This is a genomic window from Pseudomonas sp. R76, from assembly GCF_009834565.1.
GTDB lineage: Bacteria > Pseudomonadota > Gammaproteobacteria > Pseudomonadales > Pseudomonadaceae > Aquipseudomonas.
On record NZ_CP019428.1, the window covers coordinates 5,933,627 to 5,951,247 of the forward strand.

A 17,621-nucleotide genomic window follows, 5' to 3' on the forward strand; every position below is an offset into this window, starting at 1 on the left:
GCACACACATACCGCTATCGCAGGCAAGCCAGCTCCCACATTGGATCATCGCCGTCTGATAGATCTGGCTTATAGTCACCCTTAAATGTGTTCAGGAGAGTCTTCATGCGTATCGCTTCCCGTGTTATCGGCGGTGTCCTCGCCGTCACCCTGCTGAGCCAATTGACGGCCTGCGGTTCGATCTTCTACCCGGACCGCCGTGGCCAGATCGACGGCAAAATCGACCCGGCCATTGCCGTGCTCGACGCCGTGGGCTTGCTGTTCTATGTAATCCCGGGCCTGATCGCGTTCGGCGTCGACTTCGCCACCGGCGCGATCTACTTCGAGCCGGGCAAGACCGCCCAGGTCGCCCCGGAAAAACTGCGCGAAGCCATCGGCGCCGACGGAAAGGTCGACAACGCCAAGCTGCAAACCATCATCCAGAAAGAAACCGGCCGCACCTTGCCGCTGGATGACCCGCGCATGATCCAGTTCAAGGGCAGCGTGCAACAGCTGGCTTCCCTGGGCCTGCAACCCGCTGCTTAAGGACCTTTCATGACCAGCAGTCCCGAACACGCCAGGCTCTTGCGCCTGGCCACACGCGCGTCGGTGGGCGTGGCGTGTGCGTTGATTATCACCAAGGCCATCGCCTGGTGGTTCAGTGGCTCGGTGAGCATGCTCGCCGGGTTGACCGACTCACTGCTCGACGGCGTGACCTCGCTGCTGAATCTGCTCGCGGTGCATTACGCGCTGCGCCCGGCCGATGATGATCATCGCTATGGGCATGGCAAGGCCGAGTCGCTGTCGGGCATGGCCCAGGCGCTGTTTATCGCCGGCAGTGCGGTGTTGATCGCGTTCCAGGCGTACCAGCGCTTGCAGCATCCGGAACCGGTCGGCGCGCCGTGGCTGAGCATTGGCGTGATCGTGTTTTCGCTGGTGATGACGGTGGCGCTGCTGATGCTGCAACACCGGGTGATCCGCGAAACAGGCTCCAACGCCGTGCGCGCAGATTCGCTGCACTATCGCTCGGACTTGATGCTCAACGGCAGCATCCTGGTGGCGTTGGTGTTGGCAGGCCTGGGCTTTCATCAGGTCGACGCGTGGTTCGGCCTGGGGATCGCCGCGTACATCTTGTGGAGTGCAATCCAGATCGCCCGAGAAAGTTTTGCGGTGTTGATGGACGAAGAGCTGCCGCCGGATGTGAGCCAGCACATGCTGGAGCTGGCGCGGGGTGTGCCGGGTGTGTTGGGTGCGCATGACCTGCGCACGCGGATTTCCGGCAGCCACTGGTTTGTGCAGCTGCACCTGGAATTGCCGGGGGAATTGACGCTGTCAGTGGCCCACGGCATCAGCGACCAGGCCGCCGATGCCATTCACGCCGCCTACCCGCGCGCCGAAGTGCTGGTGCACGCCGACCCGCGGGAAGTGGTCACCGGTAACAAGGCCTAGTACTGCACCTGATAGCCACGGCTGGTCAGGCAGTTGCCCTGGGCCTGGCGGTAGGTTTGCACCACCGCCGGGTCCGGAGCGTAAGTGACGGTGCGTGGGTCGAAGCCGCTTTGCTGCACGGCCCAGCGATAACAATCGTAACCGTCCTGCTGCACCTGAGCCGGTGATTGGCCGTTGGCCGGGTAGGCCGTCACGTCATACCCGTTGCCCTGCGGCGCGGGTTGCGGCGCCGGCACTTCGGTCGGCGGCTGCACCACCACGTATTGCTGGGTGGCGCTTTCGTAGGTGTAGTAGGAACCGGCTGCAAGGAAAAACAGCGCGCTGCCCACCCACACTTCCCGCGCGTAGTCCGGCAGGTATTGCACGCGAATGCCGTACGGCGGCGTCACCACCACGTAGCGCGGGCCTTGCGGGCGATACCAGTAGCCGCCGGAGAAGAAGTAATCCTGGCCACGGTAAGGCACGCGGTAATTGCGGTCGGGGAAACGGTCGACGATGTAGCCCGGACGGTATTGCGGGCCTGGGCCCCAGCCGTTGCCGTGCCCATTCGGGCGGCCCGGCCAGCGGTTGTCATTCGGGTGGCCATTGTTGAAGCCGCCACCAGGGCGCGGGCCGGGGCCATTGCCGCCCTGCCAATGCGGGTTGCCATCGTTGCGACGTGGGATGTCCTGGTAATAGCCCTGGCGCGGTTCCTGGGTTTGCCGAACCGTGTCCGGACGCCCCTGGATCGGCAGGTTATTCGCAGGCTGCGGCGCTGGCCGAGGCTGCTCGGCATTTTGCGGGCGACCTTGCCACTGCCCGCCGCCATGGGGCTTTTGCTCGGCGCGGTCGAAATGCTGGTTTTGCGGACGCGGCTGGTTGTTTTCCGGGCGCGGTTGATTGTTCTGCGGGCGTGGCTGGTTATTTTGCGGGCGCGGCTGTTCGTTGCCTTGCCGCCCGCCTTCCGGACCTCTTTCATGCTGACCGCCGCCCTCAAAGCGCGGGTCGTCGGCCATCACTTGCGTGCCGACGGTGACCATCAGCAAACCTACACCTGCCATACGCCAGATGCGCTTCATGCTATTCCTCACTGCGGATAAGGGCCTAGAACGTCCGGCCTCATAGATGAGACTGGAAAAGCCTCGCCCGGTTCTGAGACAGGTTATCAGTCACGAGAAGTATTTTTTCGGCTAAACGCGCAGGCAAAGAAAAAGGGGTGACCCGTCGGCCACCCCTTGAGAATTTCGTCCTTGCTCAACGCTTTTGACGTTGGCTCACCTCGCGCCGTCTTGTGGACAGTGTGCAGCCTGGAGGCCGGCTCAACCCTGCTGGGGCGGCGGCCGCAACGGGCCTGATTGGGCTCGCTGCAAGTGGACTGTTGTCCAGGCGGTGATTCTGTTGGTAATCATAGGCTCGCCGCGCCGGCAGATGATTGCGAAGATTGCGTCAATAAACAGTGCTTGCGCAATTTTTAACCCTTCATAGATAATTCGCCGCAATAGTTACGACAAAGGCCAACCCAATGAGCAAGCTTGACCGATACGACCTGAGTATTTTGGCGGAATTGCAGCGCGACGCGAGGATCTCCAACCAGGAGTTGGCCGAACGCATCGGCTTGTCGCCTTCGCCCTGCTCGCGCCGGGTCAAGCAGCTTGAAGACGATGGCTACATCGCGCGCCAGGTCGCGCTGCTCGACCGCAAGATGCTTGGCTTGAGCCTCACGGCCTATGTGCTGATCGGCATGGACCGTCATACACCCGAGCGTTTCGAAAACTTCGAAGCGGCGATCCGCACCCTGCCGCAGGTACTGGAATGCAGCTTGGTGACCGGGATGGATGCTGACTATCAGTTGAAAGTGGTGGTGCCGGACATGGATCACTACCAGAAACTGCTGCTGGGGCATTTGACCCGTATTGAAGGCGTGACCAGCGTGCGCTCAAGTTTTGTGCTCAACCAGGTATTGAACAGCACCGAGCTGCCGCTGACGCACCTGCGTACCTGATCTCAACCACAATGAAGATCCCCTGTGGGAGCGGGCTTGCTCGCGAAAGCGATCTGTCAGTCGACGAATATGTTTCTGATATACCGCATTCGCGAGCAAGCCCGCTCCCACATTTGGGCTGCACTTCGATTCAGGTCAATATTGCGTCTGTAACGCTGCCGTATACTTGCCCGCCTGCCCTGTCGGAAGAAGCCCATGAACAACATCGACCCCGCCCTGTTCGAAGAATGGATGATGACCGGCCTGGTCACAATCCTGATCATTTTCATGGGCTTTATCGTCTGGGACCTGGCGAAGAAATCCAAGGCCGGGCGCTTTGGCTCGTTCATCCTGTTCTTCGTATTGGGCCTGGGCGTGGCCGCGTTCATCATCAAGAGCGTAGTGATCGGCCTGATCGAGTCCGGCGCCTTATAAACGCGCCGGTACTTCCTTCCATTGGCCCTGGTCCAGGCCATCAATCGACCAGTCACCAATGCGCACGCGCACCAGACGCAAGGTCGGCAAGCCCACCGCCGCGGTCATGCGCCGCACCTGGCGGTTACGCCCTTCACGAATCACCAGCTCCAGCCAGTGCGTGGGCACACTTTTGCGAAAACGCACGGGTGGGTTACGCGGCCACAGTTCAGGCTCATCCAACGGGCGTGCCTCGGCAGGCAAGGTCATGCCGTCGTTAAGCTCCACACCGTCGCGCAGGCGTTGCAGTTGCTCCTCGGTGGGCTCGCCTTCGACTTGCACCCAGTAGGTTTTTGCCAGCTTGTGCTTGGGGTCGGCAATCCGCGCCTGTAACTGGCCGTCGTTGGTCAGCAGCAGCAGGCCTTCGCTGTCTCGGTCCAGGCGCCCGGCCGGGTAGATGCCGGGGATGTCGATAAAATCCTTGAGCGTCGCGCGCCCGCCTTCGTCGCTGAACTGGGTCAGCACGTCGAAGGGTTTATTGAACAGGATTAACTTCGGCTCGGCCGGTGGCGCCTTGGCGACGCGACGTGCAGCGGAGTACGGAGGTTTCACGCCAGGGCGGCGCGCATCGGGACGGGTGGGACGGGTGGGACGGGTGGGACGGGACATGGCAAAGGAACATCTAACGGTCAGGACCGACAATGCTAGTGGCCTGACCGTTAAATGACCATCCCAACCGCTTAGCGGAACGGCGGCTCGTCGAAGCTGCGCAGTTTGCGCGAGTGCAGCGAGTTGAGTTCGGTGCGCAACAGGTCGACCGCCTCGATGCCGATCTTCAAGTGCTGGCTGACCGCACGTTCATAGAACGCGTTGGCCGAACCCGGCAGCTTGATTTCACTGTGCAGCGGTTTGTCCGACACGCACAGCAACGTGCCATACGGCACCCGCAAACGGTAACCCTGGGCGGCGATGGTGCCGCTTTCCATGTCCACGGCCACCGCGCGGGACAGGTTGATCAGCGGCCGTTCCTGGGCCCAACGCAGCTCCCAGTTGCGGTCGTCGTAGGTCAGCACGGTGCCGGTACGCAGGCGTTTTTTCAGCTCTTCGCCTTTCTCGCCGGTGACGTTGGCCGCCGCTTGTTGCAACGCCATCTGCACTTCGGCCAGGGCCGGAATCGGGATGTTCGGCGGCACTACGCGGTCGAGAATGCCGTCGCGGCGCATATAGGCGTGGGCCAGTACGTAGTCGCCGATGGTCTGGGATTGGCGCAGGCCGCCGCAGTGACCGATCATCAGCCAGCAGTGCGGGCGCAGCACGGCCAGGTGGTCGGTGATGTTCTTCGCGTTGGACGGGCCGACGCCGATGTTCACCAGGGTCACGCCGTGGCCGTCGCTGGCTTGCAGGTGGTAGGCCGGCATCTGGTAACGGTGCCAGACCACGCCCGCGGCAATGGCCGAGGCTTCGCCGTGGTCCATGCTCTTGTCGATGATCACGTTGCCCGGCAACACCATGCGGATAAACCGTGGGTCGCTGCGCAATTGCTCCAGGCCATGCAGGATGAACTGGTCGACGTAGCGGTGGTAGTTGGTCAGCAGGATCCACGGCTGCACATGGCGCCAGTCGCTGCCGGTGTAATGCACCAGGCGGCGCAGGGAGAAGTCCACGCGGGCGGCATCGAACAGCGCCAGGGGCAACGGGTCGGTGTTTTCCCAGTCGTAGAGGCCATCGGCAATGCCGTCGGTGGCGGCGGACAGGTCGGTGCTGGGGAACACGCGCGCCAGAGTCGCGGCGGTGACGCCGGAGCCGGCCAGTTCATCGCCCTGCTCGACTACGTACGGGTACGGAATGTTCTGTTGGCTCACGCCGACTTCGACCGTGACGGTGAAGTCGTGCATCAGCGGCACCAGTTGTTCCAGCAGGTATTTACGGAATGCTGCCGGATGGGTGACGGTGACGCTGTAGGTGCCCGGCAGTTGGACCTTGGCATACGCGCGGGTGGTCTGTGGGACTTCGCCGTGGCAGTGGTAGGTCAGGCGCAGTTCCGGGTAGCGGAACAGTGCGCGTTGTTCGGCGTCGGGCTCGACGCGGTCCTTGAGGTATTGCTTGAGGGCTTGATTGAGCGCGCCGGTAGCACGCTCATGAAGAGCCGCCAGCCGATCCACGGCTTCTTCGGCGGTTTGAACGACAACAAAAGCTTCGGTCACGGTAAGCATCCTGTGTTCTGACTTGCAGGCCTTTATCTTGCCTGTATCCCAGCCTCACTGAAACAGTCGGATTGGAGTTTAGTCAGAGGCTCGGGGTTGAGCGGGCGACAATCGCCTCAACATCCACGCCACGCGGCAAGGTGCCATACACCCGGCCGGACGACTCACCCAAGCGGCTGGCAATAAACCCATCACTGATCGCCGCATTCCCGGCCTCCAGCAACAGCTTGGCCTGCAGCGCCACGGCAATGTCCTCGGTCAGTTGCCGCGCACGGTATTGAATATCCTGGGTATCCATAAACGCCGACTTGAGCTGCTCGATATGCCGCGCCAACGGCTTGTCGCCATGCCCGTCACCCAGTTCGACAAACAGCGTCTCCAGCACGCCCGGCTCTTTCGACAGCGCCCGCAGCACGTCCAGGCACTGCACATTGCCGGAACCTTCCCACGTCGAATTCACCGGCGCCTCACGGTACAGGCGCGGCAGGATACTGTCTTCGACATAGCCGGCACCGCCCATGCACTCGGCGGCCTCGTTGATCATCGCCGGCGCGCGCTTGCAGATCCAATACTTGCCCACCGCCGTCACCAGCCGGGCGAATTTGGCCTCCTGCTCGTTATCGAGGTGGTCCAGCGCGCGGCCCATGCGCATGCTCAAGGCCAGCGCAGCCTCGCTTTCCAGCGCGAGGTCGGCCAACACGTTTTGCATCAGCGGCTGTTCGTTGAGAATGCGACCACCGACCATACGGTGCGCGCAATAGTGGCTGGCCTGGGTCAGCGCCTGACGCATCAAGGCGCTGGAGCCGACCATGCAGTCGAAGCGGGTCATGGCCACCATTTCAATAATGGTCGGCACACCACGGCCCTCTTCGCCGATCATCCAGGCCAGGGCGCCGCGAAACTCCACTTCGCTGGAGGCGTTGGAGCAATTGCCGAGTTTGTTTTTCAAGCGCTGGATGTAGAACTCGTTGCGCGTGTCGTCCGGGCGGTGCCGAGGCAGCAGGAAACAGGTCAGGCCTTTGTCGGTCTGCGCCAGGGTGAGGAATGCATCGCACATCGGCGCCGAGCAGAACCACTTGTGCCCCACTAACTCATAGGCTTGCCCGGGGCCGCCCGCGCCTACCGGATACGCACGGGTGGTGTTGGCGCGCACGTCGGTCCCGCCCTGCTTTTCGGTCATGGCCATGCCGATAGTGGCGCCAGCCTTGTGGGCGATGCCGACATTGCGCGGGTCGTATTCGGTATTGAGGATTTTCGGCAGCCAGGTCTGCGCCAGGTCCGGTTGCAGGCGCAAGGCCGGTACGCAGGCGAAGGTCATGGTCAGCGGGCAACCGGTGCCAGCTTCGGCCTGGCTGTGCAGGTAGGTCATGGCGGCGCGGGCCACGTGGGCGCCGGACTGCGGATGCGCCCACGGCAGCGACGGCAGGCCCTGTTCGACGGCGGTGCGCATCAGCTCGTGATACGCCGGGTGAAACTCCACCAGGTCAATGCGATGGCCATAACGGTCATGGCTGTTGAACACCGGTTTATTCTGGTTCGCCAGGAACCCGGCTTCCATCAACAGCCCGCCTGCCAGCGCGCCATAGGCATCGATACGCGCCTCGGCCCAGCCGGCGCCAAAGCGGCGCGACCACTCTTGCAGCGGCAAGTCGATGCGGTACAGGTTGGTGCCGTCCAGGGACGGTGGCTGGTTGGTGACGTCGTGGGTTTCGGCGAACAGGTGCAGGTTCATGGCAGGCCTCCTGGAAAAAAGGCCACGTACAGTTGAGGCCAGAATTTCAGTTAAGCACCGTCACAGGGCTTAAAAAAGTGGCATACCTGCCTAATGTTCGGCGCTTTCGCCCTCTAACGGGCACAGTAAACGGCGCTCCAGTACGGCCTGCAACGCGTCAAAACGCACGGGTTTGGCGAGCCGGTCGGTGATTCCGATGCCATGGCAGCGCTCACGGTCCGACACATTCAGTGACGCACTCAGGGCGATCACCGGCAGTTCACCGCAACCGGGCAAAGCACGAATCTGACAACACAACGAGAAACCGCCTTCAGGCACATCCAGCAGTACCGCGTCGAAGGTTTCATTCTGCAAGAGCGCCAACGCGGAGGGGCCGTTGTCCACCGTTTTCACCCGGTAGCCCAACTTGAGCAGCATGCCGCGCACCGCCAGTTGGCCCACGCTGTTGTCGTCTACCAGCAGCACCGTGCATTCATGGGGCGCGCGTTGCGTGAGGGGGTCATGGGGCTGCGCTTTTGGCTCGGGCGGCAGCGGATTCACGCTCACATCCAGCTGAAAACGGCTGCCCTTGCGTGGCTCGGAATGATGAGTCAGGCGCCCACCCAACAGCTCGATCAGTTGTCGGCAAATCGCCAGGCCGATGCCCAGGCCGCCGTATTCGCGGGTCGTCGAGCCGTCCACCTGGAAGAAGCGCTGGTACAGCGTGGCCTCGTCGAGGAAAGCGAAACCGATACCGCTGTCGGTCACGATAAAGCTCAGGCGCAGGCTGCCGTCGCTGTGTGGAACACCGACCACACGCACGCGTACGGACCCGTCGTGGGTGAACTTGAAGGCGTTGTCGAGCAGGCAGTCGAGGCACTGGATCAGTTTGCCGGCGTCGCCGATCACGCGGTCCGGCAGCTCATCCGCGACGTCGATGGAAAACTCCAACCCTTTGCTCTGCGCACTGGCGTTGAACTGCTGGCGCAAGGTGTCGAGGGCGCCGCGCAAGCTGAACACCTGCGGCTGGGCTGTCAGGCGCCCGGCTTGCAGTTCGGTCAGGGTGAGAATGCCGTTGACCATGCGCATCATGTCCCGCGCCGAGCCGGCGGCGGTTTGCTGGTACTGCGCAAGGTCGTCGTCCAGCGGCACGGTTTGCATCAACTCCAGCGAGCCGATTACGCCGTTCATCGGCGTGCGCAATTCGTGGGTCAGGGTGGCGAGGAATTCGTCCTTGAGGCGGTTACTGCGCGCCAGCTGCTGGTTGAGCACTTCGAGTTTCTGGCTGGCGTCGAACAGGATCTGCGCCTGCTGCTCACGCATGCCATTGATGCGGTCTGCCAGGGCCAGGGACAGCAGCGCCACTTCGATGGCCGAGCCGAGCTGGCTGGCGTACATGGTGAGGAACATATTCGGCAGGTAGCCCAGCACCATCATCGTGTTGACCACCCCGCCCAACAGGAATGCCGACCAGGCGATGATGAAATAGCGCGCCATGCGCTGGCCGCAATACCAGGCCTTGATGGCGGCAATAAAGATGGTCACGGTGAACACCAGCGCCAAGCCGGTGGCCAGGCGCAGGGCCACGGCATAGCTGGTCAGCAGCGCCAGCACCATCACCACCGCGCCGCAGGCCGCCAGCGCAAGCAATAGGCGGTCGAGCCAACGGCTGTGTTGCGCCGTGTGCAGGAAGCTGCGCGCAAACAGGCTGCCGAACAGCGCCGCCGACCCGATCAGGAACGGCACCGCCGCATTCGCCCACCACGGGTTGTTAGGCCAGAAGTACTCCACGGCCACGCCATTGACGGATAGCTGATAAAGGCCGAACGAGGCGATATAGAGGATGTAATAGAGGTAACTGGTGTCGCGCACGCTCAGGTAGATGAACAGGTTGTAGACCAGCATCCCCAGCAGTACGCCATAGATGGCCCCCAACACATACAGGCGCAGCGGTTGCTCTTCCAGATAGGCAGTGCCGGCCCAGAGCGTCAGCGGCGCCTGGATCGAGCCTTCGCTTTGCAGGCGCAGGTACACTGTTTGTTGCTGGTCGGGCACAAAGTTGAGCTTGAACAGGTAGTTGCTCTGGCGCACTTCGCGGCTGGCAAAAGGCAGTGCGCTGCCGGTGCGCGTGGTCAGCCGGTAATTGCCGGTGCCGTCGTTCTGGTACAGGTCGAGGCGGTTCAGCGGCGGGTACGCCAACTCCAGGAACCAGGTGCGCGGCGCGCGCGCGTCAGTGGCGGTGTAATGCAGGTCGACCTTGAGCCAGAACACCGAGCGTGAATAACCGGCATTGAGGGTGGCTTGGTCGTGGGTCTTGAATTGGGCGGCGTAGGCGGGGGAGCTGACTTGGGCGATGGTGAGGGCGTCGGTGGGGTCTTCGAGCACTTGCATGACGCGGCCCAGCGGCAGGCTTCGAGTGCTCTGATTGAACTCGACGGCGCCGGCGAACATCGGCAGCCCGCACAATAATAAAATCAGCAAATAGCGCATAGAGCCCCAGCGTGGCCTGTCCGGTTAGGTCAAAAGCCCCCCATTCCTTTTGAGTAGACGTAAACCGGCGATATCGTAAGTTGTTTGGATCCACTCTAGCATAGCCGCTAGAGGCCATTAGACACCATTGATAAAATTTTTTGAAAGGCTCTGGGACGAGGCTTTCAGCGAATTTTCGAGCACCGCTCGATGCTAGCAAACCGCCACAATTCCACGTAAACATTGACGCAATTGAACCTGCGCCAGACGGCCACGCAAAAAGCGTTTGGTGGTAAGCTCGCGCACCATGAATATCTACAGCTCTCGCCCTGTTGTTCTCTGTCTCTCCGGCCATGATCCCAGTGGTGGCGCCGGCTTGCAGGCAGATATCGAAGCCCTGCTCGCCCAAGGTTGTCATGCGGCTCCGGCCGTTACCGCCTTGACCGTGCAGAACACCGTCAATGTCAGCGATTTCCGCGTGCTCGACCGCGAGTGGGTACTGGCCCAGGCCAATGCCGTGCTCAGCGATTCCGAAGTGGCCGCGGTCAAGCTCGGCATGCTCGGCTCCACTGCGATGGTCGACACCGTGGTCGAGCTGCTGCAGGCGCACCCGCACCTGCCGGTGGTCTGCGACCCGGTGCTGCGCGCCGGTGGCGGCGGCAGCCTGGGCAAGGACGAGGTCGGCTATGCGATGCGCGAGCGGCTGTTGCCGTTGTCGCTGATCGCCACGCCCAACCTGCCTGAAGCGCGCATCCTCGCCGAACTGCCTGAAGGCACGGCGGACGAATGTGCCGAGAAGCTGCTGCCGTTTATCAAGCACCTGCTGATCACCGGCGGCCATGGCGACGAGCACCAAGTGCACAATCGCCTGTACAGCCGCGACGGCACGCGCCAGACCTTTACCTGCCAGCGCCTGCCCGGCAGCTATCATGGTTCGGGCTGCACGCTGGCGAGCGCACTGGCCGGTCGTATCGCCCAGGGCGAAGGCCTGGTCAGCGCTGTGCAATCGGCGCTCAACTACACTTGGCGCACGTTGCGTGACGCCGAACAACTCGGCCAGGGCCAGTTCGTGCCGCGCCGTTTGCCGCTGGATTTCTGCTCTTAAAGCAAAAGAGGCCTGCCCGATGAAACTACGTGGCCTGTATGCCATTACCGACAGCCAACTGTTGGCCGGCAAATTCCTCGCTTACGTCGAAGCGGCGTTGGACGGCGGCGTGACCCTGCTGCAGTACCGCGACAAAAGCAGCGATGAAGCCCGCCGCCTGCGTGAAGCCGAGAAGCTGCGAGAGCTGTGCTCGCGCTACAAGACCCAGCTGATTATCAATGACGACGCCGAACTGGCCGCGCGCCTGGGCGTCGGCGTGCACCTTGGGCAAACCGACGGCCCGCTGACCCCGGCCCGTGCGTTGCTCGGTTCCAAAGCGATCATCGGCGCCACCTGCCATAGCCAGATCGAACTGGCCGAACAGGCCGCCAAAGAGGGCGCCAGCTACGTCGCTTTCGGGCGCTTCTTCAATTCCAACACCAAGCCCGGCGCACCCGCCGCCACCGTTGAAATGCTGGCCCAGGCCCGCGCGCGTTTGCAGCTGCCGATCTGCGTGATCGGCGGCGTCACCCTGGAGAACGCCGAACCCCTGGTGGCCCACGGTGCCGACCTGCTCGCCGTGGTGCACGGCCTGTTTGGTGCCGACAGCACCCAGGAAGTCACGCGCCGCGCCCGCGCCTTCAACGATCTTCTTAAAATTTCAGTTTAGAGAGCCCGACCATGTCCCGTTCCGAAACCCTGTTTGCCAATGCCCAAAAACACATTCCCGGCGGTGTGAACTCCCCCGTGCGTGCGTTCAAGAGCGTGGGCGGCACGCCGTTGTTCTTCAAGCATGCCGAAGGCGCCTACGTCACCGACGAAGATGACAAGCGCTACGTCGATTACGTCGGTTCGTGGGGCCCGATGATCCTCGGCCATAGCCACCCGGACGTGCTCGACGCAGTACGCCAGCAGCTGCAACACGGCTTGTCCTACGGCGCCCCGACCGCCATGGAAACCGAGATGGCGGACCTGGTGTGCTCGATCGTGCCGTCGATGGAAATGGTGCGCATGGTCAGCTCCGGCACCGAAGCCACCATGAGCGCGATTCGCCTGGCCCGTGGTTTCACCGGCCGCGACAGCATCATCAAGTTCGAAGGCTGCTACCACGGCCACTCCGACAGCCTGCTGGTGAAAGCCGGTTCCGGCGCGCTGACCCAAGGCGTACCAAGCTCGGCCGGTGTACCGGCGGCCTTCGCCAAGCACACCCTGACCCTGCCGTTCAACGACATCGCCGCCGTCGAGCAGATGCTCAGCGAAGTGGGCCAGGAAGTCGCGTGCATCATCGTCGAGCCGGTCGCCGGCAACATGAACTGCGTGCCGCCGGCGCCGGGCTTCCTCGAAGGCCTGCGCGAGCAGTGCGACAAGCACGGCGTGGTGTTGATTTTTGATGAAGTAATGACCGGTTTCCGTGTCGCCCTCGGCGGCGCCCAGGCTCACTACGGCGTTACACCGGACCTGAGCACCTTCGGCAAGATTATCGGTGGCGGCATGCCGGTGGGCTGCTTCGGCGGCAAGCGCGAAATCATGCAACACATCGCGCCACTGGGCCCGGTGTACCAGGCGGGCACCTTGTCGGGTAACCCGCTGGCCATGGCTGCCGGTTTGACCACGCTGCGCCTGATCAGCCGCCCGGGCTTCCACGCCGAGCTGACCGACTACACCACTCGCCTGCTGGACGGCCTGCAACAGCGTGCCGATGCGGCCGGCATCCCGTTCGTGACGACCCAGGCGGGCGGTATGTTTGGCCTGTACTTCAGCGGCGCCGACGACATCGTCACCTTCGATGACGTGATGGGCAGCGATGCCGACCTGTTCAAGCGCTTCTTCCACCTGATGCTGGACGGCGGTGTTTACCTGGCACCGAGCGCTTTCGAAGCCGGTTTTACCTCGATCGCCCATGGTGACGCAGAGCTGAAACTGACCCTGGATGCTGCCGAGCGCGCCTTCGCGGCCCTGAAATAAACGGCCAATCCGTCTGACGTTGCCCTTGGTGGCGTCAGATTTGCTACTTTGCTTACAGAGACTTCCTAAGTTTTACGAGAAATTACCTGCAATTGGGCAGATAACTTGCCCACGCAGCAGAAAAACGAGTAAAGACTTTGTAAGCAGAGGCCTGCTTATTTCATAATGCGCGCTTATTGGACCCCCGAGGGTCCGCGCGCCCCGTCAGAGGTAAGTCGATTCCCATGAAACGCACCGGCCGCACCCTGGTTCTGGGCTGCCTGTTGCTCCTTCAGCCGCTGCTGGCACATGCACAAGCAGGCGGCAACTCGTTGTTAATCCCAGCGATGGGTCGTTGCACCCTCAATACCCAGCCAGACAGCCAGGCCGAAGCCCTGAGCGCGTGCCAGAAACAGGCCGATGGCGGGGATGCGCAGGCGCAATACGAGTTGGGCGAGTACTACCACGACGACAAAAACCCCGCCCGTGACCTCAACAAAGCCTTGAGCTACTTCGAGAAAGCCTCGTTGCAGGGCCACGCCCGGGCGCAATTCGAACTGGGCAACATGTTCTTCAAAGGCGAAGGCGTGCCAGCCAATAACGTCCAGGCCTACATCGTGCTGAAAATGGCTGCGGTCAACGGCGCCGAAGACGCGCTGGACACCGCCGACGAAGTCGCCGAACACATGCAGCGCGATGAATTGGAAGTGGCGACCCAGGTGCTGGGCCAGATCTTCCGCAATTACCTGCAGGAATTGCAGAGTGCCGATGGGCGCTCGCCGTTCTCGCCCCTTCCCTGATTTCAGCTTCTACCGCTATCGCAGGCAAGCCAGCTCCCACACCAAGATTGGAATGCAGTCGAATGTGGGAGCTGGCTTGCCTGCGATGGGCACACCTCGGTCTAACGCCCTACTTTTCCGGCATAGGCATCGGAAACGGCATCACATTGCTGGTGCCACGCGCTTCACTGATCTTCGGCGTGCCCAGGCGCTCGACTTCATCGATGCGCACAATCGAATGCATCGGCACAAAGCTGCGCACCACGCCTTCAAACTGCGCCTTGAGCTTTTCTTCGCCCGGATCGACGACCAACTGGGTGCGCTCGCCAAAGACGAACTCTTCCACTTCCAGGAAACCCCACAGATCACTTTGATAGATCTGCTTGGCGTACATTTCGAACACCTGGCCCTGGTTAAGGAAAATCACCTTATAGATTGGAGCTTCACGTTTGGTCATGGTGGGCGGATAACACATCAGGGATATAAAAGAGGGCGCGAACTATAGCATGGCACCCGATGCACAACGCTAGGAACCAATGGACATGCCCCCTATAATGCGCGGTTCTTTACCACCAGTTGACGATTCCCATGGCCAAGAAGCTTTACATCGAAACCCACGGTTGCCAGATGAACGAGTACGACAGCTCGCGCATGGTCGATCTGCTGGGCGAACACCAGGCCCTGGAAGTCACCGCCCGCGCCGAAGATGCCGACGTAATCCTGCTCAATACCTGCTCGATCCGTGAGCGGGCCCAGGACCGTGTCTACTCGCAGCTGGGCCGCTGGCGTGAATTGAAACTGGCCAACCCGGACATGGTGATCGCCGTCGGCGGTTGCGTGGCCAGCCAGGAAGGCGCCGCGATCCGCGACCGCGCGCCGTATGTCGATGTGGTCTTCGGCCCGCAAACCCTGCACCGTCTGCCGGAAATGATCGACGCCGCGCGCATCACCAAGCTGCCGCAGGTGGACGTTTCGTTCCCGGAAATCGAAAAATTCGACCACTTGCCCGAGCCGCGCATCGATGGCCCAAGCGCTTATGTGTCGGTGATGGAAGGTTGCAGCAAGTACTGCACGTTCTGCGTGGTGCCCTATACCCGTGGTGAAGAAGTCAGCCGGCCATTTGACGACGTGCTGTCGGAAATCATCCACCTGGCCGAAAACGGTGTGCGCGAAGTGACGCTGCTGGGCCAGAACGTCAACGGCTATCGCGGGCAGACCCACGACGGGCGCCTGGCTGACCTCGCGGAGTTGATTCGCGTGGTGGCCGCCGTTGATGGCATCGAACGCATTCGCTACACCACCTCGCACCCGCTGGAGTTCTCCGACAGCCTGATCCAGGCCCACGCCGAGGTGCCGGAGCTGGTCAAACACCTGCATTTGCCGGTGCAATCGGGTTCGGACCGCATTCTGTCGGCGATGAAGCGCAACCACACTGCCCTGGAATACAAATCCAAACTGCGCAAATTGCGCGCGGCGGTGCCGGGTATCTGCATCAGCTCGGACTTTATCGTCGGTTTTCCTGGCGAGACCGAGAAAGACTTCGAACAGACCATGAAGCTGATCGAGGACGTCGGTTTCGACTTCTCCTACTCGTTTGTCTACAGCCAACGCCCAGGCACGCCGGCAGCCGACCTGGCGGATGACACGCCCGAAGCGCTGAAAAAAGAGCGCCTGAATGCGCTGCAGCATCGTCTGAACCAGCAAGGCTTCGAGATCAGCCGACAAATGGTCGGTTCGATCCAGCGCATCCTGGTCACCGACTATTCGAAAAAAGACCCGGGGGAGCTGCAAGGCCGTACCGAGAACAACCGGATCGTCAACTTCCGCTGCGACACGCCCACCCTGATCGGCCAGTTCGCCGATGTGCACATTGATGCGGCGCAACCGCACTCGTTGCGCGGGTCGCTGGTCAACTGATCGCTGTGACCTGATGAAGATCGAAATGTGGGAGCTGGCTTGCCTGCGATGACGGTGAGTCAGCCAATACAACTGGCACTGATACACCGCTATCGCAGGCAAGCCAGCTCCCACAGTGGATCTTCAGGGTTCTTGAGATCGAAACCAGCCCATTTAAGTGCTTTCGCACCTCGGCCACTGGCGTTATCCTCTCTTTCACCTCAACAGCCAAAGGGCGGCTAAAAGCGACCTTGAACGCACCCATAGAACCCCATCGTTTTCTCCTCGAGCCGTTTGAGGCTCGCCGTTTCGCCAACCTGTGCGGACAGTTCGACGAGCACCTGCGCCTGATCGAACAACGCCTGAGCATCGAGATCCGCAACCGCGGCAATCAGTTCGAGCTTATTGGTGAACCCCAACACACCACGTCTGCAGAAAACCTGCTCCGCCGCCTCTACCGCGAAACCAAGGGTAGTGAGCTGTCGCCGGAGACCGTACACCTGTACCTGCAGGAATCGGCGGTGGAAGATTTGGCCAACAACCCGGTGGCTGAAGCCAGCGTGGCCCTGCGTACCAAAAAAGGCATGATTCGCCCACGCGGCTTGAATCAGCAGAAGTACGTCAAGGAAATCCTTGGTAACGACATCAACTTCGGTATCGGCCCTGCCGGCACCGGCAAGACCTACCTGGCCGTGGCCTGTGCGGTGGACGCCCTGGAGCGCGAGCAAGTACGCCGCATCCTGCTGGTGCGCCCGGCGGTCGAGGCCGGTGAGAAGCTCGGTTTCCTGCCCGGCGACCTGGCCCAGAAGATCGACCCGTACCTGCGCCCGCTCTACGACGCGCTGTACGAGATGCTCGGCTTTGAATACGTGGCCAAATTGATCGAGCGCCAGGTGATCGAGATCGCCCCGCTGGCCTACATGCGTGGCCGTACGCTGAACAACAGCTTCATCATCCTCGACGAAAGCCAGAACACCACCGTCGAGCAGATGAAGATGTTCCTGACCCGTATCGGTTTCGGCTCCACCGCCGTGATCACTGGCGACGTCACCCAGGTCGACCTGCCCAAGGGCACCAAATCCGGGCTGGCGCAGGTGATTGAAGTGCTCAAGGACGTGCCGGGCATCAGCTTTACGCACTTCATGCCCAAGGACGTGGTGCGCCACCCGCTGGTGCAGCGCATCGTCGAGGCCTACGAGCGTTTCGACCACAAAGACGACGCACCCGCCAAGGACGTTCGCCGCGATGCTTGAGCTTGACCTGCAGTTGGCCACCGAAGCGCCCGCCCCCAGCGAAGCACAGTTCCGTCAATGGTGTGCCCTGGCCCTGCGCCAGCGCACCGCCGACTCGGAGCTGACCATCCGTCTGGTGGACGAGCCCGAAGGCCGTGAACTGAATCACACCTGGCGCCAAAAGGATTACGCGACCAACGTGCTGTCCTTCCCCGCCGACGTACCGGATGAGTTACTGGATATCCCGTTGCTGGGCGATCTGGTCATCTGTGTCGAAGTGGTGGAACGCGAAGCCAGGGAACAAGGCAAGGAACTTGAGGCGCATTGGGCCCATCTAGTCATCCACGGCTGCTTGCATCTCTTGGGTTACGACCATATAGACGATGACGAAGCCTTGGAAATGGAAACACTGGAACAAACGTTGCTTGCTGAATTGGGTCACCGCGACCCGTATGCAGACGACGAAAACTGAAACTACACCTTACTGACACAACAAAGGA

Annotated in this window: 17 protein-coding genes; 11 read left to right on the forward strand and 6 right to left on the reverse strand. The window is 61.7% G+C overall.

Features of this window, described 5'->3' with window-relative positions; genetic code table 11:
- Positions 1-105 precede the first annotated feature (105 nt).
- Positions 106-525 carry a polyribonucleotide nucleotidyltransferase gene (locus PspR76_RS26815; RefSeq protein WP_159960113.1) on the forward strand — a complete coding sequence of 140 codons (420 nt, stop codon included), beginning with the start codon at positions 106-108 and terminating at the stop codon, positions 523-525.
- A 9-nt stretch (positions 526-534) separates the two neighbouring features.
- Positions 535-1,428: a cation diffusion facilitator family transporter gene (locus PspR76_RS26820; RefSeq protein WP_159960115.1), complete on the forward strand. Its 894-nt coding sequence runs from the start codon at positions 535-537 to the stop codon at positions 1,426-1,428.
- Here the strand turns inward: PspR76_RS26820 and PspR76_RS26825 are convergent.
- Positions 1,425-2,486 carry a DUF6515 family protein gene (locus tag PspR76_RS26825; protein WP_159960117.1) on the reverse strand — a complete coding sequence of 354 codons (1,062 nt, stop codon included), beginning with the start codon at positions 2,484-2,486 and terminating at the stop codon, positions 1,425-1,427. The two genes, PspR76_RS26820 and PspR76_RS26825, sit on opposite strands and share 4 nt — an antisense overlap.
- Before the next feature lie 443 nt (positions 2,487-2,929).
- Here PspR76_RS26825 and PspR76_RS26830 point away from each other — a divergent pair, with 443 nt between their 5' ends.
- Together PspR76_RS26830 and PspR76_RS26835 are read left to right on the forward strand one after the other, a co-directional pair.
- Positions 2,930-3,409, forward strand: a complete 480-nt coding sequence (locus PspR76_RS26830) for an Lrp/AsnC family transcriptional regulator (protein ID WP_003194418.1) — start codon at positions 2,930-2,932, stop codon at positions 3,407-3,409.
- Positions 3,410-3,613: 204 nt separating this feature from the next.
- Complete coding sequence (locus PspR76_RS26835) at positions 3,614-3,823, forward strand: DUF2788 domain-containing protein (protein WP_025999909.1); 210 nt, start codon at positions 3,614-3,616, stop codon at positions 3,821-3,823.
- Here PspR76_RS26835 and PspR76_RS26840 read toward each other — a convergent pair.
- The 4 genes from PspR76_RS26840 to PspR76_RS26855 form a co-directional block, all read right to left on the reverse strand.
- Positions 3,818-4,471, reverse strand: coding sequence for a pseudouridine synthase (locus tag PspR76_RS26840; RefSeq protein ID WP_159960119.1), 654 nt, complete (start codon positions 4,469-4,471; stop codon positions 3,818-3,820). The two genes, PspR76_RS26835 and PspR76_RS26840, sit on opposite strands and share 6 nt — an antisense overlap.
- Positions 4,472-4,542: 71 nt before the next feature.
- Complete coding sequence (amn, locus tag PspR76_RS26845; protein ID WP_024077553.1) at positions 4,543-6,015, reverse strand: AMP nucleosidase; 1,473 nt, start codon at positions 6,013-6,015, stop codon at positions 4,543-4,545.
- Positions 6,016-6,088: 73 nt separating this feature from the next.
- Positions 6,089-7,738, reverse strand: a complete 1,650-nt coding sequence (locus PspR76_RS26850; protein WP_159960121.1) for an acyl-CoA dehydrogenase family protein — start codon at positions 7,736-7,738, stop codon at positions 6,089-6,091.
- Positions 7,739-7,828: 90 nt separating this feature from the next.
- The gene (locus PspR76_RS26855; protein ID WP_159960123.1) at positions 7,829-10,207 is read right to left on the reverse strand and encodes a hybrid sensor histidine kinase/response regulator; all 2,379 of its coding nucleotides are present in this window, start codon (positions 10,205-10,207) and stop codon (positions 7,829-7,831) included.
- Between the two features lie 286 nt (positions 10,208-10,493).
- Here PspR76_RS26855 and PspR76_RS26860 point away from each other — a divergent pair, with 286 nt between their 5' ends.
- The 4 genes from PspR76_RS26860 (at position 10,494) to PspR76_RS26875 (ending at position 14,014) form a co-directional block, all read left to right on the forward strand.
- Positions 10,494-11,291, forward strand: a complete 798-nt coding sequence (locus PspR76_RS26860; protein ID WP_159960125.1) for a hydroxymethylpyrimidine/phosphomethylpyrimidine kinase — start codon at positions 10,494-10,496, stop codon at positions 11,289-11,291.
- A 19-nt stretch (positions 11,292-11,310) separates the two neighbouring features.
- On the forward strand, positions 11,311-11,940 hold the full coding sequence (gene thiE / locus PspR76_RS26865; protein WP_119740910.1) for a thiamine phosphate synthase: 630 nt from the start codon (positions 11,311-11,313) through the stop codon (positions 11,938-11,940).
- Between the two features lie 11 nt (positions 11,941-11,951).
- Positions 11,952-13,235 carry a glutamate-1-semialdehyde 2,1-aminomutase gene (hemL, locus tag PspR76_RS26870; RefSeq protein ID WP_159960127.1) on the forward strand — a complete coding sequence of 428 codons (1,284 nt, stop codon included), beginning with the start codon at positions 11,952-11,954 and terminating at the stop codon, positions 13,233-13,235.
- 224 nt (positions 13,236-13,459) lie between these two features.
- A complete protein-coding gene (locus tag PspR76_RS26875; RefSeq protein WP_159960129.1) occupies positions 13,460-14,014 on the forward strand; it encodes a tetratricopeptide repeat protein in 555 nt (184 codons plus the stop codon).
- A 109-nt stretch (positions 14,015-14,123) separates the two neighbouring features.
- Here the strand turns inward: PspR76_RS26875 and PspR76_RS26880 are convergent, their stop codons facing one another.
- Positions 14,124-14,450 carry a DUF1820 family protein gene (locus PspR76_RS26880; protein WP_003194436.1) on the reverse strand — a complete coding sequence of 109 codons (327 nt, stop codon included), beginning with the start codon at positions 14,448-14,450 and terminating at the stop codon, positions 14,124-14,126.
- Between the two features lie 131 nt (positions 14,451-14,581).
- On the opposite strand from PspR76_RS26880, the gene miaB reads away from it, so the two are divergent.
- From miaB to ybeY, 3 genes are all read left to right on the forward strand, one after another.
- Positions 14,582-15,910, forward strand: a complete 1,329-nt coding sequence (gene miaB, locus PspR76_RS26885) for a tRNA (N6-isopentenyl adenosine(37)-C2)-methylthiotransferase MiaB (RefSeq protein WP_159960131.1) — start codon at positions 14,582-14,584, stop codon at positions 15,908-15,910.
- A 230-nt stretch (positions 15,911-16,140) separates the two neighbouring features.
- The gene (locus PspR76_RS26890; protein WP_159960133.1) at positions 16,141-17,142 is read left to right on the forward strand and encodes a PhoH family protein; all 1,002 of its coding nucleotides are present in this window, start codon (positions 16,141-16,143) and stop codon (positions 17,140-17,142) included.
- The gene (gene ybeY, locus PspR76_RS26895; protein WP_159960135.1) at positions 17,135-17,593 is read left to right on the forward strand and encodes an rRNA maturation RNase YbeY; all 459 of its coding nucleotides are present in this window, start codon (positions 17,135-17,137) and stop codon (positions 17,591-17,593) included. Before PspR76_RS26890 ends, ybeY begins: the two co-directional genes overlap by 8 nt.
- Positions 17,594-17,621: the final 28 nt, after the last annotated feature.